Source organism: Novipirellula rosea (assembly GCF_039541335.1).
Taxonomy (GTDB): domain Bacteria; phylum Planctomycetota; class Planctomycetia; order Pirellulales; family Pirellulaceae; genus Novipirellula; species Novipirellula rosea.
In genome coordinates this window covers 15,574-40,710 of sequence record NZ_BAABGA010000074.1, presented here as the reverse complement: position 1 = coordinate 40,710, position 25,137 = coordinate 15,574, and the positions used below count along the sequence as shown (strand labels likewise).

The window sequence follows — 25,137 nt, the reverse complement described above, 5'->3', positions numbered from 1 at the left end:
GAATAACTACACTCGCTAAAATGGCGTGTCTAGCGTTCTTTGCAGAAACCCTTTATACAACAACACTTACGGCCTAGTCAAGCTATGCCGACGACCTTGACTTGGGATAGGCTTCCAGCCTGTCACCAGCCCTCCCCGCATCAATCTTCCCCCGTAGCGAAGCTCGCCAAGAGTTTCGTCCGCGCCAAGTGGGATAGGCTTCCAGCCTGTCACCAGCCCTCCCAACATCAATCTTCCCTCGTAGCGAAACTCGCCAAGAGTTTCGTCCGCACCAAGTGGGATAGGCTTCCAGCCTGTCACCAGCCCTCCCCGCATCAATCTTCCACCGTAGCGAAACTCGCCAAGAGTTTCGTCTGCACCAAGTGGGATAGGTTTCCAACCTGTCGTCAGTCCCCCTGTCATCTGCTCTCCCCCCGCCTTCCACGCCCCTTTAGCGTCAGTCCGCATCGCTTCGCCCCCTCTCCTCAAAACCGCAAAGTCTATAGGCTGCGACGGGCACGCCATTTGCTCGACGCGAATACAGCGGATGAATTTTTGATCGGATCTGGATGAATTTGTGGTGAGCCGAGCATTTTATTGCGAGCTGTCCCCGTGAAACGCGAGCTAGAGCCTCGTTCGGTGGAAGCACACCATCGCCGCTGAATTCCCGCATCGTGCTCATTAATTGAGCCTCGATGAGGCAGCGGTGGTTAATTTGCATGCAATCAGACGACTGTGAAGTTCGGGGGGGGGATACGTTCGGAATGCTGTTTACGAAAAACGCCAGATCGAATAAGACATCGGCCGATAACGTTAACATCGCGACTTTTGCAACGCGAAAGGAGCGTGTAGCGTGATTTTCGCCGAGCGAGAAGCGAAGAAACGCTACAGGTTTTTCCGGCAGCGATACGATACGAAAAAAAACATGCGGCGATCGACTTAGCAATTCCTTCCTCATTCGTCCCAAACAACGTGAGTTCAGAACACGTGCGAAAAGAGACATCCGTCATGGGCACTAACCACGGTCCTTCCTGGACGCGACGACACACGATTCCCAGCGACACGCGGGTTGGCAGCGACTTGGTCGAAGAACTGATTCAAGAGATGAGCCAGCGTGAGTGGCCTGCGACGGATCTATTTCGCGTCCAGTTGGCGTACGAAGAGGCGATCGTCAATGCGGTGCGTCACGGCAACCGCAACGCTCGCGACAAAACGGTCGAAGTCGAGATGACGTGCTGTAGCGAGCGAGTGATGATTCGGATCCGTGACCAAGGCGAAGGGTTTGACCCCGAAAAAGTCCCCGATCCACGCCAAGAGAGCCTGCTGGATGTCCCTGGCGGCCGCGGGGTACTGCTGATCAGCGAAGTGATGAGCGAGGTGTACTACAATGACATCGGCAACGAAGTGACGATGATCAAGATCAAGGGCGACAACCCGCTCGAAGACGAATCACAAGCCTAACCGCAGCTCGCCCCGTAGCGAAACTCGTCAAGAGTTTCGTCCGCACCAAGTGAGATAGGTTTCCAACCTGTCGTCAGTCCCCCTGTAAGCCGCCCACCCCGACGTCCGCAACTTTTGCATTTGTGCTATTGTCGTTTTTGCGGAAAATCATAACCCGACGCGTCAGCGGGGTGACCGAACCAAGATCCATTTTCCCTCGCATCCTCGTCGGGTTGTGAAAAACCGCAACTTCAAGACATCAGCCCCCGGCTCTCCACGCCTCTCAGAATCTCTCACTCCAGGACTCACAACCGGCGCATCCGCCCGAACCTTGCCGGGATCAGCTGGTTCCCTTGAAACGGGAAGGCTGAAACGGGAAGCCAGTGGAGTCGAATCGCCCCAAGTTGGTGTGATTTACCGCAAGAGTCGGTGTCGGGTGATTGGGGAGCAGTATTTGCGTGAATCAGATGCGACGAACCGGCGAATGAATTGCCAGAATCGGCGGCGATCATGAAAAAATCCCAGATGAATCAAAATCTGAGCTCCCCCGCCCTTGCCACGGCAGGGGAGTTTCAGTAAATTTTCGGCAAATTAAGAGAGACGACGGCAAGGAATTGCCGAGAAAGAAAGTCTAAGTGATTTGTAAAGAATCACGCTTAAAAATCCCCTGTAGCTCAGTCGGTAGAGCAGCGGACTGTTAATCCGCTTGTCACAGGTTCGAGTCCTGTCGGGGGAGCTGTTCTAAATCGTGGTTGATACTCAACTTAGAGTAACCGGCAATGTGCCGTGCAACCCGTCTCACAGAGAGTTATCCGGTAGTCCCATACCGGATAACCCAAAACGAGAGGGTTATCTTCAATGCCACGTCCCAAAAAGGCGATGCCGGATTATCGGTATCACGTCTCGGGTCAAGCCGTCGTTACACTCGATGGCAGCGACTTCTATCTAGGCGAATACGACTCCCCCGAGTCCCGCGCCAAATACTTCGCGCTGCTCTCGGAGTACAACAGCAACGGTTTGAAAGCGCCCGACAAGCCCAAGAGGCAAATCGAACAGACGCTTACGGTCCGATGCGTCACTGGTGAGTTTCGCCAGCACATGAAAACGAAGTACGCAAACAACGTTAAAGAGCTTCGGCGTTATCGCGGTCTTTGTGACCTGATTGAGCTTGAATACGGTGAAGAGCCCGCTTCCGACTTCGGACCTCGCAAGCTTTCACGTCTTCGCGAAGTCTTCATCGCGTCCGGCAACAGTCGGAACTACGTCAATCGCCAAGTTCGCAACATCGTCCTCATCTTCAAGCATGCAGTTAGCTGCGAAATTGTGAAGCCGGATCAATTGGTATCGCTCAACTCGCTTGAACCTCTCCGCTACGGCCAAACTGAGGCACCTGAACCGGATCCGGTAACGTTCGTTGAAATCGATATCGTTAAAGCCACTGCTAAACACCTCTCCCCTACTGTCAAAGCGATGGTGAGAGTGCAAGCAGCAACGGGAATGCGACCGGGTGAAGTCTGCAAGATGCGACCATGCGACATTGATCGAAGTCGTGAAGACTGGATCTATCGTCCCGCAAAGCACAAAACTGCCCATCGTGGGAAAACCAAGGCTGTGCCGATCGTCGGTGATGCGCGGGAAGCTATCGTCCCGCTCCTCTTTCGCGATCCCGAGGCTTTTTGCTTCTCGCCACAAGAGTCATCGCAGTGGTACCGTGATCAGCGCTCTGCGAATCGTGTTACGCCCGATGGGCCGGGCAGGAACAAGCCAGGAACTAACGTAAAGGCCAATCCGAAGTCACGCGCCGGTGATATGTTCAGCACTAACGGTTATCACCAAGCAATCAAACGGGCCGCGAAGAAAGCCAAAGTCGATCACTGGTTTCCCTACCAGCTGCGCCATCTTGCTGGAACTGTCGTTCGCGATGCCCTGGGTGTCGAAGCAGCACAAGCGCTTCTTGGTCATTCAAAGGCGGCAATGACCGAACATTACGCCAAGCAGACCGAAGAAAAAGCGATCCAAGCAGCCAAAGCCGGACCCTCGATAGCCTAACGTTCGTCTGACTTGCAATTGCAATTTCATGTGCAACGCTCCTCGTTGACTTGCATCCGTCGTATCGGATTGCATTAAACAACGAGGAGCATTTTTTATGTCAAAGCTGAATCTACTCACCGAAGACCTCATCACGTTGAACGAGGCCGTTAAAGAAATCCCTACTCACCCACACCTCTCCACCGTCTGGCGATGGCACAAGCGAGGAATCAACGGCATCAAGCTGGAAACGATCAAGATCGGATCGAACATCCTCACCACCAAGCAGGCCATCACGCGATTCTTTGCTGCGACTCAATGACGATTGCCGATTGCGAGACTGGAAAACGACTTGGCGGCGATCACGCGACCGTGATATGCTGCCCCCATCGCCTGCTCAGTGGCGTCGTAACTGAGACTGTGTTAGGGTAGAAACGCCTGGTCAGGGGCTTGGTTACTGACACACCGAGTAAACCAACCGGCTGGCCATGTCAGACCAATCAATCCGGCCATCGGTGCAAGTTGCCAGGTGAACGCCAGCTTGACGCAATGGATGGATCCATCGACCGGCCTCGATCATATCGAACCTGCCAAAGCGGTCTTGGTCCCAGCAGAGAATCGCCTCGAACTCCCCCGAGGCTCCCGCCCCGATCATCCGCTGAAAGTCGATACGCTTGTCCGTGTTGTCGCCACTTACGCCTAGATCCTCGTACCAGCGAATGACTTTGTAGCCGTTCTGGGCTGCGTACTTGCCGATTTCGTCTCGTTGCTGCTCTGGAGACGCCTCTTGGTCGTCCGTCGACATGCGGACGTACGCGACCGCGTTTTTGGTTGCCATGCTAGACACTCGCTTTCTCGTTAGCGGTGGGTGGATTCTCGAAAGTAAAAATCGGGCAATCAGTCGAGAAACTGACTTTCAGCTCGGGTAATTAGTCCGCACCTAGCCCGCCGTAGAATAGCACACCGGCGCCAAGAGTCGCCACCCAAATCAGATAGTGGGATGTCGCCACCGAGGTGAGACCCCGACATGCCGGATAGATCGCCCGCTCAGTGGCCTGGTAACTGAGACCTCCACGCCTACCCTAGCCCCGGCCGGTACAAAATCAGGCGTGAAATCCATCTTCGGGAATGCCCGTTCTTGCCGATTTCGGGCGATTTTGACCGAGTCGTCGGCAGCCAGAAATTGGCGAAAGTGCCGTAAATTGCGGGCTAAATCGAGGCGGATGTGTTTTCGGGAGGACAAGTTGTCCACCCGAAAATCTGGTGGCGAAAATCACCCTAGCGACTCACATCGGTCGCGACGCCCTGTAAGCAGCGTCTGGGCACCCGAGACTTTGTTCATGGTTCTGGCCAAATGGCATTTTACCGCACCTAAGAGCCAACCACGAAGTGAGTTCGCCCTTCGTAGTCTTTGCACTTTGTCGGCGAAAACGGCCCTTCACTGCCTTCACGGATCACTTTTTTCCATACGCTGTGATCATCGGACGAGTTGTTGCGGTTGCAGAACTCCAGTATTTCCTCATCCGTTGCATCGTCTACCGCGCAAACCTGCATATGGACTATCCCGAGAATCGCTTTGGTAATCCTTACCCTCTGAAGCTCTTTCATTGACTGCATTTCACTTCCTGATGGTTGTTAGCTTGGACGCACGTTTAATCATAGCGACAACTCCAAGCAGTAGTGATATAGCAATTTTGACCCCCAGTTTGAGGGCTTCGCAGCTATCCACAGCCATGAGTTTCGCCACCACGTATCTGCGAATAAGAGTGCCCTCTGATTCTTCCAGTAGCACGTCCTCTGGCATGTTCCACGCCCCGTAAGCTCGGCGCAGTTCGGTGATCAGACGGTCACGTTCGGAAGCCGGTGCGTTGCCTTTTGCCTTACCCACTTTTCCTTCTCCTAATGGCTTTCAGCTTGTTCGCGGGATTATATCACTCGCCGACAAACATTTGAATCGCAGTTAGGGCAATAACGCACACGACCGCCCCAGACGCCCCCAGGAACGCTCCGAGCACAAACGGCACTCCCCGGTCAAGAATTCTCGCCAAACGTCTCAAATCGCACGACAGGCAGCATACGCGGCCTCTATACGCTACTGACGGACTGCGGCACTCGCTGCACGCGGTGCAGGTTGTCTCGGGACACTGCACGCTCTCGCTGAGGACACCCATGATTGCTCTCATCTTTAGGTGGAAGAAACACCGAAGGCTCTCTCTTCGGATGCAATCATCATTGGTGGTCGCGAGGGCAACTTCAAATGCCGTTTTGAGTGCGCCATCGTTTCCACTGGTCACTCTGGACGGTGGTGAGTACACTGGGATGCGTGACACGAAAGTGATCACAAACAATACAGCCGAAGTTGATTCGGCGATGGCGGATTGCACCGCCCAAAGCGAGAAAAGCTGCGGACTACGAGAGCCGCGTAGCACTCGCTACTACCTTTGTTTTCAACTCAGCGACCGATGGAAATGAAGGTAGATGCAAAGGGCAGCCCTTGCCTTCCAGCAACATTTTGACCAGCTGCTTTGGATTCTTCAGCAGTTTGCAGCCATCGCCATCGCATCGGTCGCACCCAAAGTGCCCGCACCGATTCGTCCTGCAGATTGGTAAGCATTGTTTGAGATGGATCCGGTTCGGTTTGCAGATCTTGCACTCTGCTTCGCCAGTCGCCTTGTAGGTTCTCCGGCAACTGATGCACGTGAACTCGACTACGGGTGCCATAGTTCGGCCTCGGTGTCAGCGATCAATGTCGTCGCATGAGTCTTGTGAAGAGCGACGTAGTCGACATCCCAGTACGCATACATCTGGTTCCAACCAGATCGTTTCTCGATGTGGCTAAAGTGGAACGTGACAGGAAAGTAAGCAACGTCACCGATGTAATTGCTCGGATTGAAGGTCCCTCCTACGATCTCAGCGAATTGCGGTGCCGACGTGTCTACAACCACGTCACTTGGCGTGCTTCTCCACCGGGGCAGTGTGATCGGGGACCTGCCCGATGATCCAGCTAGGAATCTCACCGCCGCGAGCCTTCGATTGCTGCCGCTGTGGTAGTGCGGGTCACCTTTTTGGGATGATGGTCTTACCGTGCCCATTGTGTCGCCCGGTTGGTACGAGACCGAAACACGGAATTGCTTGTTTGTGTGGAAGTCAGAATCGACGTACACACCAGGGCTTTGGAGGACCTTATGGGTCCATGCCAGCTCCATCTGCAATTCAATCTCGTATTCAACATCCCACTCGCACGGATCGGAATCACTCGGATAGAGCCACACCGTTGCCTTTGCGTTTCGCCTTGGCTTTGGTGATGCAATCTCGGTCACGATCGGAGACCAGTTGGCCGGATCGTTGATGTCACCACCGTTAAAAACCAAGTCGAACTCGTTGTTTGCATCCTCGATCGTTCGTGTGGCTGTCAGGTGCTCTTGCGACTCCATGAACAGATAGTTGTAGGCCTGGGCACCAAGTGAATCGACTTGCCCTTTGTAGACTCGTTTCCATCTCGATGCCGGGAAGTCTCCCTGCATCAGAATGCCATCGACTGTTGAGTCATCGACCATCGTGATCGGCAACTCGATGTCATCGAACCGCCAACGAGGCATCGCGTAAAAGGGAAACGATACCGGGTGTGGCGTGATCTCTTCACACGCCGCGTTCACCTCCGGTTGATCCTCACACATCGCGTAGGGATCCTCTTCGGTGACGGTGATCGACTCTTGGTGGATTCGCCGGGCAACGAACGAAAGCTTCGGCCAATTGCTTACGCTGCCAGCTGTGGCATGAGACCATCCTGGGGTGAATCGGTAAGCGATTCGGTAGTTGGTCGCATCACCTAGGTCGCGAGTGGGAATCACGCATGATCGATAGCCAGCGTATCGGCTGTAGACGTTGAGCGTCTCCGGTTCGGCCCCAGGGTCACCAGGATCGTATGCCGGGTTCGGGTAAGTGTGCTCGATATGCTTGACGTGATCGAAATCCCCCGCGGCCGTTGCGCTGTAAAAGTCCGATGGCTTTTCGAACGTGTTCACCGACGAACTCATGCCATCATCCCAATTGATCGGCAGAATCGCCGCGGTGTCCTCGCGAACGACCAAGATATGGCCCCACGTCTCCCATCTCGCATCAACGCTTGTGTACGCCTTTTGGTTCGTGAGCGTCTTTGTCTCGCCACCGTACGTCACCTCATACGTGCGAGTCACGAGCTTGGTATAGCTACCGCTTGAGATGTCCTCGACCGAATTACTGATCGACCAGCGCAAGTAGACGTTGTCATCCTGATCCAACAACGCGTACTCAATCGCCTTGCCGTCGTAGATCAGCTCCGCTTCAAGATCGATCGCAAAATACGTCTTCGGAAGCGTCTTCTTTACCGCCCGCCATTCAGTGCTGTCACTATCGATCACGGTCTCAAACTTGGTCTCGTCATTCGGTGGATCGAATCCACCGGCCGGCCCCGTTTTTACCTCGAAGATGTCACAGCTAATGCAGCACCCACAATTGCCTCTCGGCCCGTACCATCCCATCAATTAGCTCCCGCAGTGCGCTTGGGTGATGTAATACTTGCCACCCTGCATGACCGCCAAGCCTTTGTCTCCGCTGCTTAGCTCGGTAAAGATGCCTTCGGGGTCTTCGATGCTGCCGGTCCGAATTGTGTCACCGGTCATTGTCTTGATCGTTGCGGTTGCAGCACCGCTCGTCCAACCCGATGTCATTGCGAACCGAACCAGCACTGGAACGTCCACGCCAAACACCACGATGCCGCGGCTGCTGTTCACCGTATCGATGATGCGAGCGGGCCCATAGGGCGAACTGGTCAGCCTTCGGGGCGATGATGGATCAGGGATCGCGTACTGGTGTGCCACGTTCGTAACGACCAGATTCACATGCGCCACACCGATGATGACGACGTATCCCGGTTGCCCGGCCGCGATCGGCGCCAAGCAGACGCCGAGAGTTTGCGTTTCGGATGGGTCCGGCTCTTCGATCAGAAACTCAACAGCTTGCTGCGTGTCATAGATCTTGTCGGTCGGTCCCTGGTAGTCCAACACTGCGACCACGTCAGCTTCTTCGAAGTCGTCTTCACTATCGTTCTGCACGGGAACCCAGTTGTGGCTCATCCCCCCAACGATTGCAGGCTTACCGGCCTTACTGCTGGGCAAACGATCGACGATTTGGTTGTGTAGCGCCGCCGTGATGTCGTCGCCGGGCGAGACTTTTAGATTCGCCATTGCTTACACCTCACCGATTTTCAGAACCGACAGATCGGCGAATCCATAGATGCGACCAACGTTGGCTTGCCGTACCGAGGTGATCGGCATCTTCGTTGTCGGGTGCTTCGCCCGTTTGAAGTCGTACCACAGATAGTCATGGCCAAGCTTTGTCACCCCAACGACGTCGCCGATCGTTTGGTTCGTGATGTTCTTCGACGACAAGAATGCAAAGTCGAGTGTCGGGTCTTCGCCGATGATGTCTCCAGTTGCGCCCATAAACAGCAACTCGCCCTGTGCATGCTTGAGGAACGTCCCTGATGCCATGTGGCCAGTGCAGCTTGCGATCAAAAACGCGTAGTCCATCGCGTCCTCTTCGTCGGTGTAATCGCCGGAGATGCGGGCGCGAACGTTGATCTTCAGTGCCGGGATGATGCGTTCCACGCCCTGGGGCGATCCGTCTTGGACATCGATTGCCTTGCCGTAATCGATCGCCGTCTCTCCCGTGGCGGGATAAGCCACCTGAGCCAACGCCGTTGTTTGAAGAATCGAGCCTCCCGTGGTATCGATCGATACGGTGTAGCGTCCCGGCGCTGGCGTGAAGCTGTATTTCACCGTCAGCAACCACGAGTCGTACGATTCGCCTTGCTCCCACTCGATGATGTCGCGATACATCCCGTCGAAGGTATCAATCAGCACCGGCCCATCGATCAACGCCGTTCTCGCTGCCACCGGATCGGTCGTTCCCGATGCCAAAAACGTTCGCTGGGCCGTCGCTGCACCGCTAGCCGATTCGGTACCACTTCGACCGGAAATCTCTCGAATTGAGATGCCGTTGTGGACGCCCACGCTGCCGTAGAGTCCGTTGGCGAGTTCACTCGCATGCACTAAGTCAGTAGCCATTACTTGAACTTGCCCCCTTTGTCCTTCTTCGCCTCTTTGGCGATGATTTTCGTGTGCTTGGCCACGTCTCTTGTAGCCTTCAATTGGTCACGTTCAAAGTTGTTGCCAGATCCTCCGATGATCGCCGCCGCAAATCCACTGAACGTCGCCGACGGACCAACCCGTCGCTGTTCCTGCTCAATCCCTTCGAATTGCTGATTGGCCTTCTCTTCGTTCTTGGCAGTCGCGTCGGCAAACTCGCGACGTGCTTTGTCTTCAGCCCTGAGCGCGGTCTTTTCGTCAATGAACCCACGGTCTTGTAGGTCTGTGATTCGTTTCAGCTCCGCACCTAGCTTTTCTTGTGGCGTTCTGAGAGCCTCAGCCATTGCCCGGCCTTGATCTCGTAATTGCCCCATCGCGTCGTCCAGGTTGCCGCGGGCCCGTCCTCGTGCGTCTTTGGCTTGGTCGTCGTTGATCCGTCCCGCTTTCTGGTCGGTGTCGATCTGTTTCATGACCGCCTTGAAGATCGCGTCGGGCGATGCTCCGTCCTTCCGTAGCTCATCGGCCTTCCGGAACACGGCATCAACTCGCTGTTGTCCGGCATCCTTCTCGGCTTGCTGGGCTTCTTCGAGTGCCTTCTTCTTGGCCTTCAACGCTTGGATCATCTTGATCTGGGTTGCCGTAAGCCCTTCGTCGGCAAGTCGCTTTCGCTCGGCCGCATCTTCGCCGTGTTCCAATGCAATGATTTCGAGATTGATCGCGCGAAGCTTGTCTTTGAACGCATCCGCCTCGTGGGTACTGCCTTTGGCCTGTTGATCGATTGCAGCCCGAGCCTTATCGGCTTCCTGCTTGGTCAGGGCTCCGTCTTTCTCAAGTCGATCGATCGTGGCTTTCTTCTCAGCTGCCACTTCCTCAGGGGACTTCGATTCGTCACGGATCAAATCTGCTTCCCGCTTTTTCTCCGCATCGGTCTTAGCCGCTTCGATCTTCGCCAGCAGGTCCCGTAGCTCTTGGCGGGCAGCATCTGCATTGGCTGAGATGTCGAACGAGATGCTTGAATCTGCAATCGATGCGAGTTGGCCAAACACGAGCGCCGCGGCCATCGTCGGATTCGCGATCGCCTGAGCGAGCGTCATCATCGAGCTGGCAGTGAACTCAAGCAACTTAGTGAAGAACGACTTGGTCATTTCCCACGCTTCAGAAAAGAACCACTTGAACGCCTCGATCGCTCCTTCCAGTCCCGACCAGAACGCTAGCTGAACGCCAGCCCACAATGCTTGTGCGGCCATGCCGTATTCGCCAATCGATAGAGCACCCATGATGGTCGATGAAATCAGCTTCACGATCGCAACGACCTCGCTGATGGCTCCCTTGGCTTTGGTCCACGCCCCACCGAAGTCGATTGTCGAAATCGCTAACGCTGCGAGTCCACCGGCCATGACACCGATCATCGCCACCACTGCAGCACCCGCCACGAGGAACGGGGTAATTGGGGCCAAGATAATTGCCCAAGCTGTCGACCATGCAGCACTGGCGACACCGGCCGCGGCGCTCCATGCGGTCGAAACAACGAACGATGCCGCCGTCATCAATGCCGCTGGGGTCAACGCCGATGCCAAGACGGCCGTGAATCCACTCCAGGCCAGCGATGCCAATGCCGCTGCTGCACTCCACGCTGTGGCGATGACTGCGCTCGAGATGCTGGACTCAACAGCCAATGCCGCCATGACGACACCGAGGGCACTCCACGCGGCCGAAGCGAGCCCCGCCGCTGTTACGCCTGCGAGTCCTGAGGCTGCAAACGCCCCTGTGAGTGCCGTCCACGCCGTTCCAACCAATCCCGCCCCTGCGGTCCATGCCGCCGTTGCGATCGTTGCCAAGCCAGCCAGGATGCCAGCAGGGCCACTCAGTGCGGTGAGGACAAACGACACGCCAGCCCAACCGGCCGACACCAACGCCGCTCCGGCTGCCCATGCCCCCGAAGTTGCCACCGACAACGTTGCGAGCAAGCCGCTTACCGCAGTCCAGATCGTGCCGATCGTCCCGGCCGCTCCGCCCCATGCTGCTGTAGCTGCCGCCGCGGTTGTGAGTAACACGGCATCGAGTCCGAAGATTGCTACCGCGATCGCCCCGGCGCTTGCGACCCACGCCGCTGTCGTGACCGCTGCCCCTGCGATCCAGGTCGCCGAACTGAAGGCCGTCGATAACGTGGACACCAATGCCGACCATGCACTCGATACGATTCCAGCGCTGGCCTTCCAGACCATCGAGACAACGGCCGCCCCAATGGATGCTTTGTACTGAAGGGCCGACATCACGAGTCCTACACCCGCCCACGCGGTGCCGATCACCGTCGCCCCAACCGTGGCGGCCGTTACGAACACACCAAGGCCGGTTGCCGCCAACTTGGTTGCTACTCCGAATCCAACGAGCCCCGCCCCAGCCAATCCAACCGCCACCGCTGAGGCTGTAGCAACCGTCACTAGATCGCGATTGTTCTCCACGAACGTGCGAACAGTCGATCCAGCGTTGACTGCCAGGCCAACGAACGAGGCAAAGCCATCGACCAGCGTTCCACCGACTACACCCGAAACGTCTTCGACGACTGCCCACAATCGCTTCATCTGGTTGGCGAATCCATCAGCAGTCCGAATCGCGTCGCCTTGCGCGGCTGTCGTTCCTCGCATGATGATGTTCAAACGAGCCTGGGCTTTCGTCGCGTTGTCGGCCGTCTTTGGATCCAGACCCATGTTCAGGATCTCTTGTTTGACCGCTGTTTCCGACAGGATGACGCCGTACTTCTTCATTACCTCACCCGAACCGGTCATAGCCGCCATCAGGTCAGTAAACGCTTTGTCGGTCGAAACGTTGTTGAACGACCCTAAGTCGACTGCTAGCTGGCTGAGCGTTGCCGACATGTTTGCCGCGTGATCGGGAACGACACCCATCGGCACGAGCAGGTCTTGCATGCCGCTGAGCATGTCTTCCATTTCACGCTTGGACGTTCCCAACGCATCGGCCGCGATAGTCGACCACTTACGCATCTCGCCCGACGAATCGCCGAACACTGTATCGAACTTGCTCATCGTCTCTTGTAGACGTGATGCCGCCATCACCGGCGCTGTGAGGATCGCTGCCGACGTTGCCGAGACCAACGCCCCAAGCTTCGCCGTTTGCGTGCCGATCTTGTCCAGGCTTGCCTGTACGCCTCGGGCGCCTTGATCGATCCTGTTTCGAAGGCCAATCGAGATATAGCCTTCACCCATCTGAACTGCACTAGCCATTTGTTACCACGTTTTGCCACGGGGATAGGGTGTTACCGGACTGGACCTCAGCGTTGAACGCTGGGCCAATCGCTGGACGTGCTGCCATGCGAACACGCCGCTTTCTTCTTTTCTGACCGGGTTTCGCTCTCCGACGCCGGGTTTCCGTGAACCACCGCTCGCCATCCCACGACACCTCGGGAACCGTGATCCAGCCACCGCCTTCCAAAAGCCCTGGTAGCGGTTGATCGGTTTCGACCAAAGAGCGTTGGCCGCTGAGCAGTGCCGGGCCCACATAGCCGGTCTTCTTGCGAGCGTTGTATTCAACCTGCACGTTTTGGAGAGACATTCGCCCGAATGAATGCACACTTGGTGATTCGCCTGGGCGACTCGGACGACTGCGAGCCTTGTAGTTGCCCTGGATCCGTCGCCTCATTGAATCGAGCGACTTCGGCATCGCCTTATCAATTCCCCGATCCACAGAAGCAGTCAACGCCTTACGGTCGACGACTGCTTTGCTCATATTGGCGGTGAAAGTGATCATCTGGCACGAATGAGGCTGGTGGTTACAATGTCGACATAGCCTGCTCGGTGGCTTAGTTTCCGAGACTGCAGGGACATCCGGCCGGAAAAATGCCTGCTCAGGGGCCTCGTTTCTGAGACTCCAGCGCGATAAGCCGGTCATACTCAGCCCCGGGATCATCAAGGTCGTGCTGTGGCGTTGGTGGCAACTCTCGATACGGGTGGAAGTGATCCCGCTGATACTGCTTGCCCGCGTGGATCGTCGCGTACAACGCCATCAGGTCGGCCGTATGATCCCAAGCAGCCATCTGTTTCGCCTTGGCTGCTGCAACCAACTCCCGCAGCGTTAATGGCTGCCAGTCGACTCCTGCGATGGCTGAGAGTTCGAAGACCCACTCCCAACGCTGGGCGGCAACAACGCATCCATCTCGTCTTGGGCTTTCTGAAGGAGCGAATCGAACTGCCCACTCGCAATCATCTCGTCGACTTTCGCCTTGCCCGACTTCATCGACTCGATCGATTTCCTCGCGATCGCTGCCAGGGCTTTCTGCCCTAACTTCAGGAAAAAATCCTCGGTCTCCTGAATGAACGCTAGGCTCGCCTCCGTTGAGACGCCGTCTCGTTGTGGGCTGTCGTAAAGTCGTTCCTCGAACTGATCAGCATCGACTTTCATGGCTGTCGCCTTCTCTTCACAAAGAAGGAAAACGAACGCCATGCGATCAGTCAGGCTGTTCAGAATCTGCAGGTAGTGATTCGGATTCAGCAGGTCCAGCCCCAGGGCTTCCCGCATCTTTCGAGTCTTCTGCAAGCTCAGACTCAACGTCCAGATCTCGCCCTTGTTGTCGCTGAAGGTCTTCATTCTTTTTGCTCTCTCGTTTCTTGGACTTGGTTTTGGTTTTGCTCTCTTGTTTCAAAGGCGAAATCGCTGCTTGACGACAATCAGAGAGCACTTGATTGCCGACATAAACAACATCAGTGGGCATGCCGGAATTTGCCACTGAAGCGCACCAGTCGTAGAGCTTGCCTTGCGGCAGTCGTGCGGCCAGAGCAGCGATTTCGCCGCGGGTCGTTTTCGTAGCCATGATTACGCTGGGTCCGTGCCACTGTAGGGTTCGTAGTTCACAGCACTGCCATCGGAGATTTTGTGAGCATCCGCTTTGCTGAACGGGATCGTGTCGACGACTCCATCGTTGCCGTTGGCCGAGCCCGAGGTCTCGCCAAGCAAGACGGGGCAACGCCAGCCTTTGCTTGCCGTTTCGGTGACTGGGCCATTCAAATGGCAGATGTCGACGATGTCGCCAGCATCACGAGCAGCTTCCAACGCAGCCCACACGGTGTCGGTTCCCTTCAGACGGGCATATTCAAAACTGCCCTTCATCGCGCGGTATCCGGGTACAGCTCCCGTCTCAGCTGCGCCGTGCATTTCTACGTCGCTTAGGTTCGGGCCACGGTTGCGTTGAACGTTGCGGGCGCGAGTGACTTCCACCCACGTCGGCTCGGCATAAGTGCCGCCGATGTTCACGTACAGTTTGGTTTCTTTGCCCGCGTAAGCTCCGCGTTGCAGATCACTTGGTCCAGCCATGTTTGTCGACTCCTATTCGTCGATTGAATCTCGGTAAGTAAGTTGGACGAGCAACACGAAGTTGTTGTTGTCCTTGAGTTCTTTTTCATCCAACACGAAAGGCTGAGTGATCGATACGAACCAATGCTCAGCCATGTAACAACGCGACAGGGGACCGTTGGGCGTCCAGAGTGCGATTACTTGTTCCATGAGTGCGTCCACTGCATCAAATGCGGCGACTTCCTCGACTCGGTAGGAACTTCCCGTTCCTTGGTTTGGCGGCATGACATCGACCACACCGACGTGTATCACGACGTCCCGTTCATCGGGGCCTTGATCAACACGAAGATCACGACGCGCAAACCGCACCGCGATGCGTGGACCGCTCTCAACCAGCTCCTCTTTCGTGAACCTGGGAAGAACGAACGCCTCGACTGTCTCGGTAGGCATCTGCTCTTTGATCGCTGCAATCACAGCGTCTCGAACGTCACTAGCACGACTCATTGCCGCTCCTCACTGTGTGAACCACGACGAACGTCTTGTTTGCCGCATCCGACCATTCCCAAACGGAATCGCTTGAACCCTGGCAGGTGTCGTGGATCTCTCCCGATTTACGTGTGATCTGGTCTCCTCGCTTTGGCTCCCTGATCCCGATGCGTTTGAGTTCCGACGGTTCAATGAGGAAGTCAATTGTTTTGACCTCGATCATCGCTTCGCCGTCCCCCTGCTCGAACGTAGATTCACCGACCACCGCTTTGACACGACCTCGTGTGAGACCGCTGCGATATTCGACGAACTCACCCGCCGCTCTATGCAGGGCAGCCGCGTGAATCTTCAGTCCGAGTTGCATCAAGTTCATTGGGCTTAGGCCGTGGCTGCGACGATTGCTTCAGTGCTGCTGATCTGGTCGGTGACCACGATCGGCACGTTGTGGCTTTCCGAAGGCAACGGGGCAGGTGCTCCCGTCTCATTGGTTGCCGTTCGCGACTGCTGCAATTGCTTTTGGCTTTGGCGATTCATCACCAAGTGCGTAGGACCACGACCCGCAGGGAACTTGCTGATCAACTCGATGATCAAGTCATCCGTCAAGGTCTTGCCCGATTGGGCAGTCAGGTTGACGATGCGGCCCAAATCCAAGCTGGTCGCGATTTGAACACCGCCCCAGAACAGGATCGGGGTACGCATCGCGTCGTAGGTACCGGTGGACGATCCTTCCAAGACGGTTTGGTACTCTTCACCGATCTCGATGGTCGCGCCCTTGCCGTAAACGGCCGAAACCGCTTCTTCGCCGACACGAACGGCCCAGACACTGGTTGCCGCTCCGACGCTCGTACCGGTCGCATCAACGACCATCGCGTCATCTTTCTTGTCGACCGTCGCTTCGTTGGCGAAGCCTGCGAATCCGTCCGAGTCAGCACCCGTTCCGTAGAAGACCTGTGCTTCCATGGCAGCGAATGACGCCATCAGGTGGTCCTTGGCCTCGCGACGTCGCAACGCATCGCCGCTGGGCAACATCGCCACCGCCAAGTCGATTGCGAACGACGCGTCAAACAGCTTGAGAGCCTGCGTCACCTTGGTGTACGTCGCCTTCGTGTTCTCCCGGCCGTCGTTGACAGCACGGAAGCCAGCACCCGGTGCAGCGGTCTTTTTCAGCCACTCGTGGCTGGTCTCGTGACTCGCTTCGATTGCCGAAAGCACCTTCAAGAACGGCGCTTCCTCCAACAACTCGCTAACGTCGATGTCGCTGATGTTCCCATCACCGAGTTGCAACAGTTCAGCGGTACCTACAAATGCATTAGCCATCTTTCAAACTTCCTTCTATGTTGCACCGCCATTCGGCTGATGCGGGTGATTTTGGATTATGTAAATCGCGTGCGGTTCGCAGCGATGCTTAGTTAGCTTTTTTGACCTTTGGTGTATTGCGCGAAGGTCTTCTTTTCCTTCGTGCTGTCGCTATCGCTGGCACCCGTCGAAACAGGCTCCGTTTCGCCCAGCTGCAGCGAAGAAAGCTTCTCTTCAGCTTCGGTGCGGGCTTCCTTTTCAGCGGTCAGGTCGGCACTCAGGGCTTCACAATGAAGCTCCAAAGCTTCGGCAAAACTCTTGCCTTCGGTGAACCACTTGCTGCCGTTCTCGGCACCAAACTTCGCATTGAACTTGTTCAGCTCGGCCGCGAAGTCTTCACGGGTTGGAGCCACTGTGGGCTCACTCTTTTCAGTTGCCACGGTTGGCTCCTTCGAGGTAATAGAAAGGCCGTTACTTTCAAGGAAACGACCCAGGAATTGCTTTGCGCGATCGGCATCAACACCGAACGAGGTTGTGTTTGGTTTGTCTTCGCTGAGCCCCGCCACGTAAGACAGAAACTCGCTGGCTTCTCGGGCTAAGCCCTGTCGATCGAACATGCCGTCAGGGTTTGCGGCCGGATCATCGACCACGTCGGCTGCATTCAGCTGCGACAGGCGAACGTGTGGATAGTTGTGGACGTTGTTGGGATCGGGCGACTTAAAACGCATCCCGGTGACGATGTCGCCTCGATAGTTCTCGTACGAATGCTCTTCTTGGTTTTCCTCCATGAACTTCGCTTCAGCTTCAAAGTCGTGGTGGAACACGATCGATAGCCCGGCTGCCCGGGGATCCTCTTCACAGAGGTTCATCACGTAATCAGCAAGGTCACCGTCTGGCGTGTCATGCGCAAGCTTTGCAAGGTGCAGGTCGCCCGTTGCTCGATCGTCGCTCACCTGGACGTCGTGGATGCGTCCAAGCAATCGACCCATGCCGTCTGAACTCATCCCGGGATGTGTGAAGCGGCACTTCACGCCTGCTTCGCTGTTAGCCTGCGCGAACTCAGCCACTTGGGCCAACGTGACTTCATCAATCCAGAGTTCATGACCGAGTGCTTCACCGACTGCGATCAGCGAGACGTTCTTGATCAGTCCGGCTTCAAACCGCCCGCCTTCTCGATCGACGTCCAGCTTCGAAGCATCGACGTTAGCGCGTCCAGCTCGGAACAATGTCTCTTTGACTGGCGTTTGGGGTGCTGCAGGTCGGGTTGCTGTTTGAGTCATCTTTTGAATGGTCCTATTGAGTGGTTAAGCGTCCGTGGTGGTCGCGTAGGGAAGCACAATGCCTTTGCTCTTGGCGTACTCGGCTGCTTCGGCAATGGCATCGATGTTGTCCTGGTAGACCATGCCCAGCTCGGCACAGACTCGTTGTGGCGTGTCGAGACCGGCGCCGATGGCTGCTACATGCCCCTTGGTCTCCTTACCCTTGTCCCACCACGCGTTGGTGCTGGTCGGGATCCAATCGAAATCGATGTCGCCGACCATCCAGCCACGTGGCAGAACCAGACGGCCATCACGAATCCACTGGCGAAGCTTCCACACGGTGAACTGGCGTCGCATTTCCAATTGGTCGCAACGCTTGTCCTTGCATGCTGCTACGTAATGCAGCCACTCAGCACGGCCGCCGTAGAACGTCGATGCAGAGCCATCAAACAGGCTGTAGGGGATGTCCAATGCTTTGAGCGCGAGTTGAATAACCAACACACTGAAGGCCTGGAACTCGGTGCTCGGGGTGCGAGATTCGAGAAACTCGGCTTTGTCGCCCGGCTGCAGGTTCAAGAGCATCGGATCGTTCAGATCCAACGCGTAGTTTGGATCTTCGGTTTCGTCGTCGTCCCCATGGTCCTCGGGGGCATCTCGACTGATCGCCATGGCAAACAGCTGGGCTACCTTGCTTCTCGCCTGGGCCAGAGTGATCGCGTCTTTCAAATCCCGTAGGGGATCCAGTGCTGCGGTCAGCGGTGAAACGCCCCGAACCTGATCGGCTGCGTATCGATCGCCAAAGAATCCGTAGTGAATCGCGTTTGCTGCCTTAATCCGGCGATGCTCGACCGTTCCGATGTAGCCTTCTCGTTTGTGGATGCCGAATTCCATCGCCCGGCCGGTGCCAGTGACACGAACGCCGTTGATCCACTCCTCATCGAGCTGCTTGTCGGCTGGGTCTTTGATCAAGTCAGCCTGAATGCCCTGCGTCCGGCCATCGTTCATCTGGACCAAGAGCGTATCGCCGTCCACAACACGACGTGCCTCGGCAATCCGAAACATCTTTTCACGGCCGAACTTGCCCGCCACGTCGAAACGTTCAGGACGAGAGTCCTCAGTCATCAGCCGCTCGATCTGGGCGTTCACTTCCGGCCGCGGTGTCCGAGTGTTGAACGAAAAGTTGGCGACGTAATCGAGATGTCGACGAACAGCCCAAGCACAGACCGCCATGTTGCGGACGAGGTCGCCTGCATTCGCCTGCAGTGCTCGATGCTTTGACCCACGTGTGTGGTTGTCCTCACGCGTGATCGTTCGAGAGACGGCTTTGCGTCGGCCCTTGGGGGTCAACGCGTCGTACGTGAACGCACTCTTCACTCGGCTGATGGCTCGATTCATCGCACCCATGCCTATACTCCCGATGTGTGGATGGGAGTGAACAGGCTGTTGCGATTGCCTCGAACCTGTTGGCGAAGCTGAGCACGCTCTTTGCGCAGAGAGTCTGCATTGATCTTCGTTGTCGTGCCTGCAGTCGTGACCGACTCGACACCCGATGCCAAGATCTCATCGATCTGCTGGATGCGAGCCCTGATCTCGTCTTGGGACGTCGTTCGTCTGTTTGCTTTAGCCATGCCCAGAAATTAGGGCTGGCTGGGACGCGTTCCAACCGAAAAGGGCCTACCTTGCGGAAACGTCCGTTTGGCTCGGTAAATCACGCACTTCGATGCGTCCTGAGCCACGTCCAGGCATCAAAATACCGGCACGCTCGTACGCTCGCTCGGTCCTTCCTTGGTTGCAGGAGAGGCATTTGGTGCGACGCCACACGATATGGTCATACGTCTGTCCGTTTCTCAGGACACCGCTGATCTGCCGTGTGATCACCCGGTGATACTTGGTTCGCTTGATGCTGAGGCATTTCGGGCATCGGGTTTGCGTTCCCTCAACATTCATCGACTTGGTCATTACTCGTCGTTTCGCCATTGCTCTGCTCTCCCCTAACAATTCAACTTGGACGTGCCGTACTTCGGCTTTTGCTTCTTCGTGGTGTCGGACTGTCCGGTGTTCGACTTCTTCGCCTTGGCAAAAACGCCAAGAGTTGACGCCAGTGCCATGCACCCTGTCATCTCGTCCCATTTTTCATTTTCACAAGGCCGGTTTCTAGCTTTCCACACGATGCATCGGTCGCCATTCTTGGCTTCTTCGAAGTAGGGTTGCTCCGCTTCGCAATGCTCACCAAGCAGTAAGTGATTCTCTTGCGTGTCGTCGAACAGGCTGATGGCCGTCTGTGACGTCATCGGTACCGATAAGCCGGATGCGAGTTGGCACTTCCAATAGTTGGTATCGACGTGTAACTCCGGAACGCCTTTGACTCCCTTTGGTGGATCCTGAAAAGCGACGTTCACCCCGCGTGTGCGTCTCACCTTGCCGCCACTTAGCTTTTGCCAGTGCCTGGTGTTGGCGCCGATGAACCGCCCCAGCATCGGGACCAAACGACTGCGATGCATATGCTCAAGTACAAACGCTCTCACATCGTTTGCCACCAACGCAAAGCGATTGTCGATCCCAAGTTTGTCGATCGAGTAAACGCGTTGATCCTGAATGAACTCACGCCCAAGCAAGTCTTCCACCAACGCATCGAGTCCGGACGTGATCAAATCAGCGAGAGGGCGTTCACCGAACTCATCAAGTAGCGAGTTAGAGATATTTCGTTTCTGGTAATAGCGGGTTGGCTGCTCAGGGAACGTTCCGTAATCGATGACATGCCCGCGGCCACCAAGATCGAACGCCATCACGGTGTACGAAAGGAAGCTTTCCTGGATGTCGATGAAGCCGGTAACGATCTCGCCACGATCGGGCATCTCGTTTCGCCCGAAAGGCCTGATCCGTCTGGCGACCTCATCAGACTGCAGATCCCACAGTTCGGTCGTTCCACCGTCCTTGTCCGATGTCGGTTTGAGTTGCAGCTCGGCATTGAACGAATCCAGATCTTTGGCCCGCTCGATCATCGCCCTGTGAAGGGCTGAAACCTCCGTTTTGCGATCGTAGTTGGCATCCCAAAACAGCTCCGCGCCTTCATGCATCGCATCGAAATTGGTCTGGACGTACTTTTTGCTGCCCGAGTGCGGTGCGTCCAACTCCAATTCGGCTTCGTACTGTTCCTGGAACTCGGCCCATAACTCCATCGCCGCTTCGCTGGGGAACTTCTTGACGCAGGGGACCTTTTCGCCCCGCCAGTACGGTGAAATCTTCCGATCGGTCAGCTGATCGGCCATGTCACCTCTGCGGATGATCGTCACCGCCGCAAACGCTGCGATGTTCACCGCCCCGCCCGCCATCTTCAAAACGTCTGCGTTCGCGATCTCTACCCGGTTTCGCGAAGCGGGCTTTGATTTGGCCGATGCTTTGGTCTGTGGGTCATCGAGCAACGCACAGTCAGGCCGGATCGTTTCACCGGTCGTCGTGATGTATTGCTGGCCTCGGACGTCACCAAGAATCGAAACGCAGCTGATGACGAATTCGGACGTCTTAACGCCTTCGATGTAGCCGGATGCGATCATCCCGGCTTCCCACAGAACACCGGTCCGAACACCTTCGACATGCTGCCCAGCTGCGAGAGTCGATCGATTCCCCAGGCTGATCATGCAATGAAGCTCGGCCGCGTAATCAGCGTGAAGCAATCGATTCGTGAGAATCGTCTTCTTCATCGCTCGCATCAGCTTGCGGGCACTCGTCGAACTTGCCGCGATCAAACACACGAACCGGCGGCGCCCGGTGATGGCTGCCCACAGAACCGCGATGCGAAGAATCGACGACTTACCCGCCCCTCGCATCAACGCGATCGCCTTTTGCCCACCGTTTTCTAGCGTGTCCTGGATCTGCTTGATCAACCGCAGATGGTCTGGAGAGAACTCCAAGCAGAACGTTTTCGCGTGGTACGTCTTCAGATGGTAGAGGAGCGACCCATCAGACTGCTTTCGACGATCGTCGTCACCGAGGCCCTCGGGGGGACGTCCGATGTCCTGGGCATCGTGCACCGCTGATCGCTGGGCCTTGGCCGATGCGGCTCGCATCTTCTCGGCGCGAGTAAGCTTTTGCTCTGGCTCGGCGTATAGAGTCTCTTCGCATTCCTGCAGCAGCTCTTCGAATGCAGCAAGGTCATCAGGATCACTGATCTCATCCAGCATGGCGAGCAGAGAGGAGCGATCAGGAACCTTGATCATCGTCGCTCCCAGTGAGTCCCTCGATCCGTCGCCTCAAATCCTTTTTCCTCTCGCTCAATTCCAGATTGAGATTCACGTTCGTTCGTGTCTTGGGCTTTTCATCCACGTTCAAACGATCGAAGGCCGCCAGTGCACGCGATGCTGCGATCTTTTCCCGGTTCTTGGCACTTGGGTCGGCAATGATCGCCACGAGCTGAGAAACGACATTGCTGCGTTGATCGTCGCTCATTTCCCACCGTTCTCGCGCGGCTTTTTCTGCGAGTTGCATGTCGGAGCGATTTACGATGTCCATCTGGTCCATTTCCTCAATATGCGTCGGTCAATCTCGTGCTCCGGCAAAATTCCCCCTACCCCCGTGCACCTGTGTAGCGCTTCGTCTGTTTAACGAGTTAGCCGTTCCTTGTGAGGGTTCGAGTTTTCAGACCTCCAGAAAGGACCCGCGTTGTTTCGATGTGATTCATTCCAGGTATTCATGGCAATAATGACTCCACGCGACGCTCCCACGCGGTTTCCTCCCTCTACTTTCTGATCTTGCCCAAGTAACTGGTTTGCGTCTTCGCTTCCTTCTCGGTCGATGGCTCTCGCTCCTCTTTGCCTTCGCTGGCGCTTGGCTCTTCTACGAATTGGATGCTGGTCATCGTGTTGGACGCGATCGTGATCACTTCACGGGCCTTTGCTAACGCTTTCATGCCCTCCACTTCGTTGCCGCTTTCGAGATATGCGTGGGCTTCGGTGACTAATGGGGCCAGGGTGGCGTAAATGGCCGCTGCGTCCATCGGCATGAATTGGACGCGTCCGATCGGTTTTGGGTCGTTTTGCATCGTTTTTGCTCTCTAAAATGGGGTAATTCGTTCTTCTTCTGCTGACGCATCGCCTACTCTTGGTGGCTCACAAGAGCCTCTGCAACCGCCTTTGCACAATCCAGCGTGACCTCCATCTCATATCCATCCTGATAAAGGATCTCCCCGCAATCGCGATGTGGCGGTCCGCCTGCAGGGTTCTTCTGGGAACATTTGACTGACCGGATGCCGTCAAGACATATGGCCCACGAAACACAGCCGCTTTTGTGCTGGACATAACGTGCTCTCGCATTCCCATGCGGCATAGCTACTGGTTGCTGCTGATTCGCTAGTTCACTCTCGTGAATCGCCATCTGATTGCTCTCTCTAACTCGGGTCTGCGTCGTCCCACTCCGCATGGGACAGGTCTCCAGCCACCACTTGCTCGATGGCGCTGAGTTTTTGGTTGGCCCAAAGAACGTACTGGGCCATCAATCGTTGATCGTCGGCCGTCCAAACATGCTCGTGGGGCGATGCGGTAATCCAATATGCCGCTGCGATGGCCTGCATCCGCTCCGCTGGATCGATGGTTACTCGTGCAACCTCGGGCGATAGATGAACGATCGGCGTGAATTCGGCGTCGTTCGTGCTGGTACCGGTGATCAAAATGGGGCGTCCGTGCTTGCGAGTTCGTGCAGGTGCCGAAGCAACCGGATTTCCTCAGTGACTTGCTCCGTTTCGACGTCGCGACCCTGGAAGTATTCAGTTTTGGGCACCAACCCCACACCGTGCTTCACTTGCAGCGATGCGGTAATCACTTGGCAGACCACATAAAGCTTCGAATGAGCTTCCTTGCTGTTGCGGGCTTCCATTTCGGCGTCCCGCTTGAAGCTTCGGCTCTTATTCTCCTCGGTATTCAAGGCCTCTTTGAGTCTCGCGATCTCGTTGTCCCGGTCGCTTAATAACTCGATCAACTCTGCTCTCGTTGTCGCCATTGGTTTGCTCTCCAAGATAGGCTGCTCTCTCACTTAAAATGCCACTACCACGAATCAATCTCATCAAGGGTGGCGGTTAACTTCTCGGGCATGGTCGCGTGTCTGCTCCAAATCAATTCACCGTCCTTCCACGCTTCGATTCGATACTCACCGACTAGAACGCCGTCCTCATCCTTGCTGTAAGGGTTTCGAAACGTGTCTGGCCTAAGCAGTTTCAACTCGCAGAATCCGTTTTCGTCGGTCGTCGCTTCGGTGACTGTCCCGCCGTAGGCCGTTCCACCGGCTGCATGATCTTTTCGAAGCAACGTTGCACTCACTTCGGCGGCCTCGATCAGCACGCCAGATGAATCCCTGATGAAGCATTGAACAGCGCAGATGCTTGGGTCGGTCTGCTCCGCCGCTACTGGCGATGCCACACTGATCGGTACCTCTACGTCCTCTCCATCGACTTCGATCTCGACCGGATTGGGAGTCAAATACATCCCGGGGGGCAATACGATGATCGAATAGGTCTCTTCATCGCTGACGTATAGCGTTGCGATGCCGTTTGTGTTGGTCGTTTCGCTTGTTGATGTGCCCGACACAGCCACACGGGCACCGGCGATCCCCAGCCCCGTGCCGGTGCCCGTAACTGTGACTGTGATCTTGATCAGCCCAACGCCACCGAGGATGCCAAGCGAGTCGGCAAGAGCCTCTCGTGACTCGTGCGCGGCCTCAAGTGAATGAACCGTTGGGTCAAACGTTCCACCGCCGGTGTTGATCTCGGCAAGTGCCGTTGCGCTGCCTGCATCGCCTCTCATCGCGATACGCAACCAGGAACTCAATAGAGAGATCCCTGCGAATACGCTCCGAATGCCGTCCAGCATGCCGCCGGGACGTTCGAAAATTGCGGCTACATCATTAGCCAGATGCTGGGCAGTCGTGTCTGCCAGAACGATCCATCCGTATTGGATCACGGATCCCGCTTGGACCACCGTGTATCGATACGTTCCAGCCAATGCCTCTGTCACAACCGCATCGAACACGCCGTTCGCGGCTGCTGTTTCGGTCAACGTGTCCCCGACGCCGTTTACGATCGTGTCACCATCGGTCGCGAACAGCTCCAGCGTCAAACCGGACTGGCCTGCATGCGTGGGAATGACAAATCGGATAGGTGTGGAGGCCATGGATACTCTCGAATGTATGGAGTAGCCACCATCGACCCGGGATTACAAATCGATGGTGGC

Annotated in this window: 28 protein-coding genes and 1 tRNA gene; 4 read left to right on the top strand and 25 right to left on the bottom strand. The window is 56.1% G+C overall.

Features of this window, described 5'->3' with window-relative positions; translation table 11 throughout:
* Nucleotides 1-987 precede the first annotated feature (987 nt).
* The 4 genes from ABD971_RS26415 (at nt 988) to ABD971_RS26400 (ending at nt 3,769) form a co-directional block, all read left to right on the top strand.
* Complete coding sequence (locus ABD971_RS26415) at nt 988-1,440, top strand: ATP-binding protein (RefSeq protein ID WP_339946754.1); 453 nt, start codon at nt 988-990, stop codon at nt 1,438-1,440.
* A 642-nt stretch (nt 1,441-2,082) separates the two neighbouring features.
* Nucleotides 2,083-2,155, top strand: a tRNA-Asn gene (locus tag ABD971_RS26410).
* 122 nt (nt 2,156-2,277) lie between these two features.
* Nucleotides 2,278-3,468, top strand: coding sequence for a tyrosine-type recombinase/integrase (locus ABD971_RS26405; RefSeq protein WP_345326852.1), 1,191 nt, complete (start codon nt 2,278-2,280; stop codon nt 3,466-3,468).
* Nucleotides 3,469-3,565: 97 nt separating this feature from the next.
* Entirely contained in the window at nt 3,566-3,769 is a 204-nt protein-coding gene (locus ABD971_RS26400; RefSeq protein WP_345326851.1) for a DUF1580 domain-containing protein, read from the top strand.
* A 132-nt stretch (nt 3,770-3,901) separates the two neighbouring features.
* Here the strand turns inward: ABD971_RS26400 and ABD971_RS26395 are convergent, their stop codons facing one another.
* The 25 genes from ABD971_RS26395 to ABD971_RS26275 form a co-directional block, all read right to left on the bottom strand.
* The gene (locus ABD971_RS26395; protein WP_345326850.1) at nt 3,902-4,285 is read right to left on the bottom strand and encodes a recombinase family protein; all 384 of its coding nucleotides are present in this window, start codon (nt 4,283-4,285) and stop codon (nt 3,902-3,904) included.
* A gap of 533 nt (nt 4,286-4,818) precedes the next feature.
* Complete coding sequence (locus ABD971_RS26390) at nt 4,819-5,064, bottom strand: hypothetical protein (RefSeq protein WP_345326849.1); 246 nt, start codon at nt 5,062-5,064, stop codon at nt 4,819-4,821.
* 1 nt (nt 5,065) lies between these two features.
* The gene (locus tag ABD971_RS26385; RefSeq protein ID WP_345326848.1) at nt 5,066-5,335 is read right to left on the bottom strand and encodes a hypothetical protein; all 270 of its coding nucleotides are present in this window, start codon (nt 5,333-5,335) and stop codon (nt 5,066-5,068) included.
* Nucleotides 5,336-6,155: 820 nt separating this feature from the next.
* Nucleotides 6,156-7,847 (bottom strand): hypothetical protein, encoded by a 1,692-nt coding sequence (locus tag ABD971_RS26380; protein ID WP_345326847.1) that lies wholly within the window; start codon nt 7,845-7,847, stop codon nt 6,156-6,158.
* A gap of 123 nt (nt 7,848-7,970) precedes the next feature.
* Nucleotides 7,971-8,672, bottom strand: a complete 702-nt coding sequence (locus ABD971_RS26375; RefSeq protein ID WP_345326846.1) for a hypothetical protein — start codon at nt 8,670-8,672, stop codon at nt 7,971-7,973.
* A gap of 3 nt (nt 8,673-8,675) precedes the next feature.
* Complete coding sequence (locus tag ABD971_RS26370) at nt 8,676-9,554, bottom strand: hypothetical protein (RefSeq protein ID WP_345326845.1); 879 nt, start codon at nt 9,552-9,554, stop codon at nt 8,676-8,678.
* Nucleotides 9,554-12,817, bottom strand: a complete 3,264-nt coding sequence (locus ABD971_RS26365) for a hypothetical protein (RefSeq protein WP_345326844.1) — start codon at nt 12,815-12,817, stop codon at nt 9,554-9,556. The genes ABD971_RS26370 and ABD971_RS26365 overlap by 1 nt, the downstream gene beginning before the upstream one ends.
* Nucleotides 12,810-13,319 (bottom strand): hypothetical protein, encoded by a 510-nt coding sequence (locus ABD971_RS26360; RefSeq protein WP_345326843.1) that lies wholly within the window; start codon nt 13,317-13,319, stop codon nt 12,810-12,812. The genes ABD971_RS26365 and ABD971_RS26360 overlap by 8 nt, the downstream gene beginning before the upstream one ends.
* A gap of 118 nt (nt 13,320-13,437) precedes the next feature.
* Entirely contained in the window at nt 13,438-13,626 is a 189-nt protein-coding gene (locus tag ABD971_RS26355) for a hypothetical protein (protein ID WP_345326842.1), read from the bottom strand.
* A 38-nt stretch (nt 13,627-13,664) separates the two neighbouring features.
* Complete coding sequence (locus ABD971_RS26350) at nt 13,665-13,991, bottom strand: hypothetical protein (protein WP_345326841.1); 327 nt, start codon at nt 13,989-13,991, stop codon at nt 13,665-13,667.
* A gap of 46 nt (nt 13,992-14,037) precedes the next feature.
* Nucleotides 14,038-14,400, bottom strand: coding sequence for a hypothetical protein (locus tag ABD971_RS26345; protein WP_345326840.1), 363 nt, complete (start codon nt 14,398-14,400; stop codon nt 14,038-14,040).
* Between the two features lie 2 nt (nt 14,401-14,402).
* Complete coding sequence (locus ABD971_RS26340) at nt 14,403-14,900, bottom strand: hypothetical protein (RefSeq protein ID WP_345326839.1); 498 nt, start codon at nt 14,898-14,900, stop codon at nt 14,403-14,405.
* A gap of 12 nt (nt 14,901-14,912) precedes the next feature.
* A complete protein-coding gene (locus ABD971_RS26335; protein ID WP_345326838.1) occupies nt 14,913-15,383 on the bottom strand; it encodes a hypothetical protein in 471 nt (156 codons plus the stop codon).
* Nucleotides 15,370-15,738 carry a hypothetical protein gene (locus ABD971_RS26330; RefSeq protein WP_345326837.1) on the bottom strand — a complete coding sequence of 123 codons (369 nt, stop codon included), beginning with the start codon at nt 15,736-15,738 and terminating at the stop codon, nt 15,370-15,372. The genes ABD971_RS26335 and ABD971_RS26330 overlap by 14 nt, the downstream gene beginning before the upstream one ends.
* A 5-nt stretch (nt 15,739-15,743) precedes the next feature.
* Entirely contained in the window at nt 15,744-16,682 is a 939-nt protein-coding gene (locus tag ABD971_RS26325; protein ID WP_345326836.1) for a major capsid protein, read from the bottom strand.
* A 92-nt stretch (nt 16,683-16,774) separates the two neighbouring features.
* On the bottom strand, nt 16,775-17,737 hold the full coding sequence (locus tag ABD971_RS26320) for a Rossmann-fold NAD(P)-binding domain-containing protein (protein WP_345326835.1): 963 nt from the start codon (nt 17,735-17,737) through the stop codon (nt 16,775-16,777).
* A 228-nt stretch (nt 17,738-17,965) separates the two neighbouring features.
* Nucleotides 17,966-19,315: a phage portal protein gene (locus tag ABD971_RS26315; RefSeq protein WP_345326834.1), complete on the bottom strand. Its 1,350-nt coding sequence runs from the start codon at nt 19,313-19,315 to the stop codon at nt 17,966-17,968.
* Between the two features lie 11 nt (nt 19,316-19,326).
* Nucleotides 19,327-19,548 carry a hypothetical protein gene (locus ABD971_RS26310; RefSeq protein ID WP_345326833.1) on the bottom strand — a complete coding sequence of 74 codons (222 nt, stop codon included), beginning with the start codon at nt 19,546-19,548 and terminating at the stop codon, nt 19,327-19,329.
* A 46-nt stretch (nt 19,549-19,594) separates the two neighbouring features.
* Nucleotides 19,595-19,897 carry a hypothetical protein gene (locus ABD971_RS26305; RefSeq protein ID WP_345326832.1) on the bottom strand — a complete coding sequence of 101 codons (303 nt, stop codon included), beginning with the start codon at nt 19,895-19,897 and terminating at the stop codon, nt 19,595-19,597.
* Between the two features lie 14 nt (nt 19,898-19,911).
* A complete protein-coding gene (locus ABD971_RS26300; RefSeq protein WP_345326831.1) occupies nt 19,912-22,137 on the bottom strand; it encodes a terminase gpA endonuclease subunit in 2,226 nt (741 codons plus the stop codon).
* On the bottom strand, nt 22,121-22,429 hold the full coding sequence (locus tag ABD971_RS26295) for a hypothetical protein (RefSeq protein ID WP_345326830.1): 309 nt from the start codon (nt 22,427-22,429) through the stop codon (nt 22,121-22,123). The genes ABD971_RS26300 and ABD971_RS26295 overlap by 17 nt, the downstream gene beginning before the upstream one ends.
* Nucleotides 22,430-22,655: 226 nt before the next feature.
* Nucleotides 22,656-22,958, bottom strand: coding sequence for a hypothetical protein (locus tag ABD971_RS26290; protein ID WP_345326829.1), 303 nt, complete (start codon nt 22,956-22,958; stop codon nt 22,656-22,658).
* Nucleotides 22,959-23,303: 345 nt separating this feature from the next.
* The gene (locus tag ABD971_RS26285; RefSeq protein ID WP_345326828.1) at nt 23,304-23,582 is read right to left on the bottom strand and encodes a hypothetical protein; all 279 of its coding nucleotides are present in this window, start codon (nt 23,580-23,582) and stop codon (nt 23,304-23,306) included.
* Nucleotides 23,579-23,911, bottom strand: coding sequence for a hypothetical protein (locus tag ABD971_RS26280; protein ID WP_345326827.1), 333 nt, complete (start codon nt 23,909-23,911; stop codon nt 23,579-23,581). Before ABD971_RS26280 ends, ABD971_RS26285 begins: the two co-directional genes overlap by 4 nt.
* Before the next feature lie 44 nt (nt 23,912-23,955).
* Nucleotides 23,956-25,077: a hypothetical protein gene (locus tag ABD971_RS26275; RefSeq protein ID WP_345326826.1), complete on the bottom strand. Its 1,122-nt coding sequence runs from the start codon at nt 25,075-25,077 to the stop codon at nt 23,956-23,958.
* Between the last annotated feature and the right edge of the window lie 60 nt (nt 25,078-25,137).

What these genes read in the sequence shown, in the direction of transcription:
- ABD971_RS26415 (WP_339946754.1), top strand. Translation starts at nt 988, where the DNA reads ATGGGCACTAACCACGGTCCTTCCTGGACGCGACGACACACGATTCCC.
- ABD971_RS26405 (WP_345326852.1), top strand. Translation starts at nt 2,278, where the DNA reads ATGCCACGTCCCAAAAAGGCGATGCCGGATTATCGGTATCACGTCTCG.
- ABD971_RS26400 (WP_345326851.1), top strand. Translation starts at nt 3,566, where the DNA reads ATGTCAAAGCTGAATCTACTCACCGAAGACCTCATCACGTTGAACGAG.
- ABD971_RS26395 (WP_345326850.1), bottom strand. Translation starts at nt 4,285, where the DNA reads ATGGCAACCAAAAACGCGGTCGCGTACGTCCGCATGTCGACGGACGAC.
- ABD971_RS26390 (WP_345326849.1), bottom strand. Translation starts at nt 5,064, where the DNA reads ATGCAGTCAATGAAAGAGCTTCAGAGGGTAAGGATTACCAAAGCGATT.
- ABD971_RS26375 (WP_345326846.1), bottom strand. Translation starts at nt 8,672, where the DNA reads ATGGCGAATCTAAAAGTCTCGCCCGGCGACGACATCACGGCGGCGCTA.
- ABD971_RS26370 (WP_345326845.1), bottom strand. Translation starts at nt 9,554, where the DNA reads ATGGCTACTGACTTAGTGCATGCGAGTGAACTCGCCAACGGACTCTAC.
- ABD971_RS26365 (WP_345326844.1), bottom strand. Translation starts at nt 12,817, where the DNA reads ATGGCTAGTGCAGTTCAGATGGGTGAAGGCTATATCTCGATTGGCCTT.
- ABD971_RS26360 (WP_345326843.1), bottom strand. Translation starts at nt 13,319, where the DNA reads ATGAGCAAAGCAGTCGTCGACCGTAAGGCGTTGACTGCTTCTGTGGAT.
- ABD971_RS26355 (WP_345326842.1), bottom strand. Translation starts at nt 13,626, where the DNA reads ATGGCTGCTTGGGATCATACGGCCGACCTGATGGCGTTGTACGCGACG.
- ABD971_RS26350 (WP_345326841.1), bottom strand. Translation starts at nt 13,991, where the DNA reads ATGAAAGTCGATGCTGATCAGTTCGAGGAACGACTTTACGACAGCCCA.
- ABD971_RS26345 (WP_345326840.1), bottom strand. Translation starts at nt 14,400, where the DNA reads ATGGCTACGAAAACGACCCGCGGCGAAATCGCTGCTCTGGCCGCACGA.
- ABD971_RS26340 (WP_345326839.1), bottom strand. Translation starts at nt 14,900, where the DNA reads ATGGCTGGACCAAGTGATCTGCAACGCGGAGCTTACGCGGGCAAAGAA.
- ABD971_RS26335 (WP_345326838.1), bottom strand. Translation starts at nt 15,383, where the DNA reads ATGAGTCGTGCTAGTGACGTTCGAGACGCTGTGATTGCAGCGATCAAA.
- ABD971_RS26330 (WP_345326837.1), bottom strand. Translation starts at nt 15,738, where the DNA reads ATGAACTTGATGCAACTCGGACTGAAGATTCACGCGGCTGCCCTGCAT.
- ABD971_RS26325 (WP_345326836.1), bottom strand. Translation starts at nt 16,682, where the DNA reads ATGGCTAATGCATTTGTAGGTACCGCTGAACTGTTGCAACTCGGTGAT.
- ABD971_RS26315 (WP_345326834.1), bottom strand. Translation starts at nt 19,315, where the DNA reads ATGAATCGAGCCATCAGCCGAGTGAAGAGTGCGTTCACGTACGACGCG.
- ABD971_RS26310 (WP_345326833.1), bottom strand. Translation starts at nt 19,548, where the DNA reads ATGGCTAAAGCAAACAGACGAACGACGTCCCAAGACGAGATCAGGGCT.
- ABD971_RS26305 (WP_345326832.1), bottom strand. Translation starts at nt 19,897, where the DNA reads ATGGCGAAACGACGAGTAATGACCAAGTCGATGAATGTTGAGGGAACG.
- ABD971_RS26300 (WP_345326831.1), bottom strand. Translation starts at nt 22,137, where the DNA reads ATGATCAAGGTTCCTGATCGCTCCTCTCTGCTCGCCATGCTGGATGAG.
- ABD971_RS26295 (WP_345326830.1), bottom strand. Translation starts at nt 22,429, where the DNA reads ATGGACATCGTAAATCGCTCCGACATGCAACTCGCAGAAAAAGCCGCG.
- ABD971_RS26290 (WP_345326829.1), bottom strand. Translation starts at nt 22,958, where the DNA reads ATGCAAAACGACCCAAAACCGATCGGACGCGTCCAATTCATGCCGATG.
- ABD971_RS26280 (WP_345326827.1), bottom strand. Translation starts at nt 23,911, where the DNA reads ATGGCGACAACGAGAGCAGAGTTGATCGAGTTATTAAGCGACCGGGAC.
- ABD971_RS26275 (WP_345326826.1), bottom strand. Translation starts at nt 25,077, where the DNA reads ATGGCCTCCACACCTATCCGATTTGTCATTCCCACGCATGCAGGCCAG.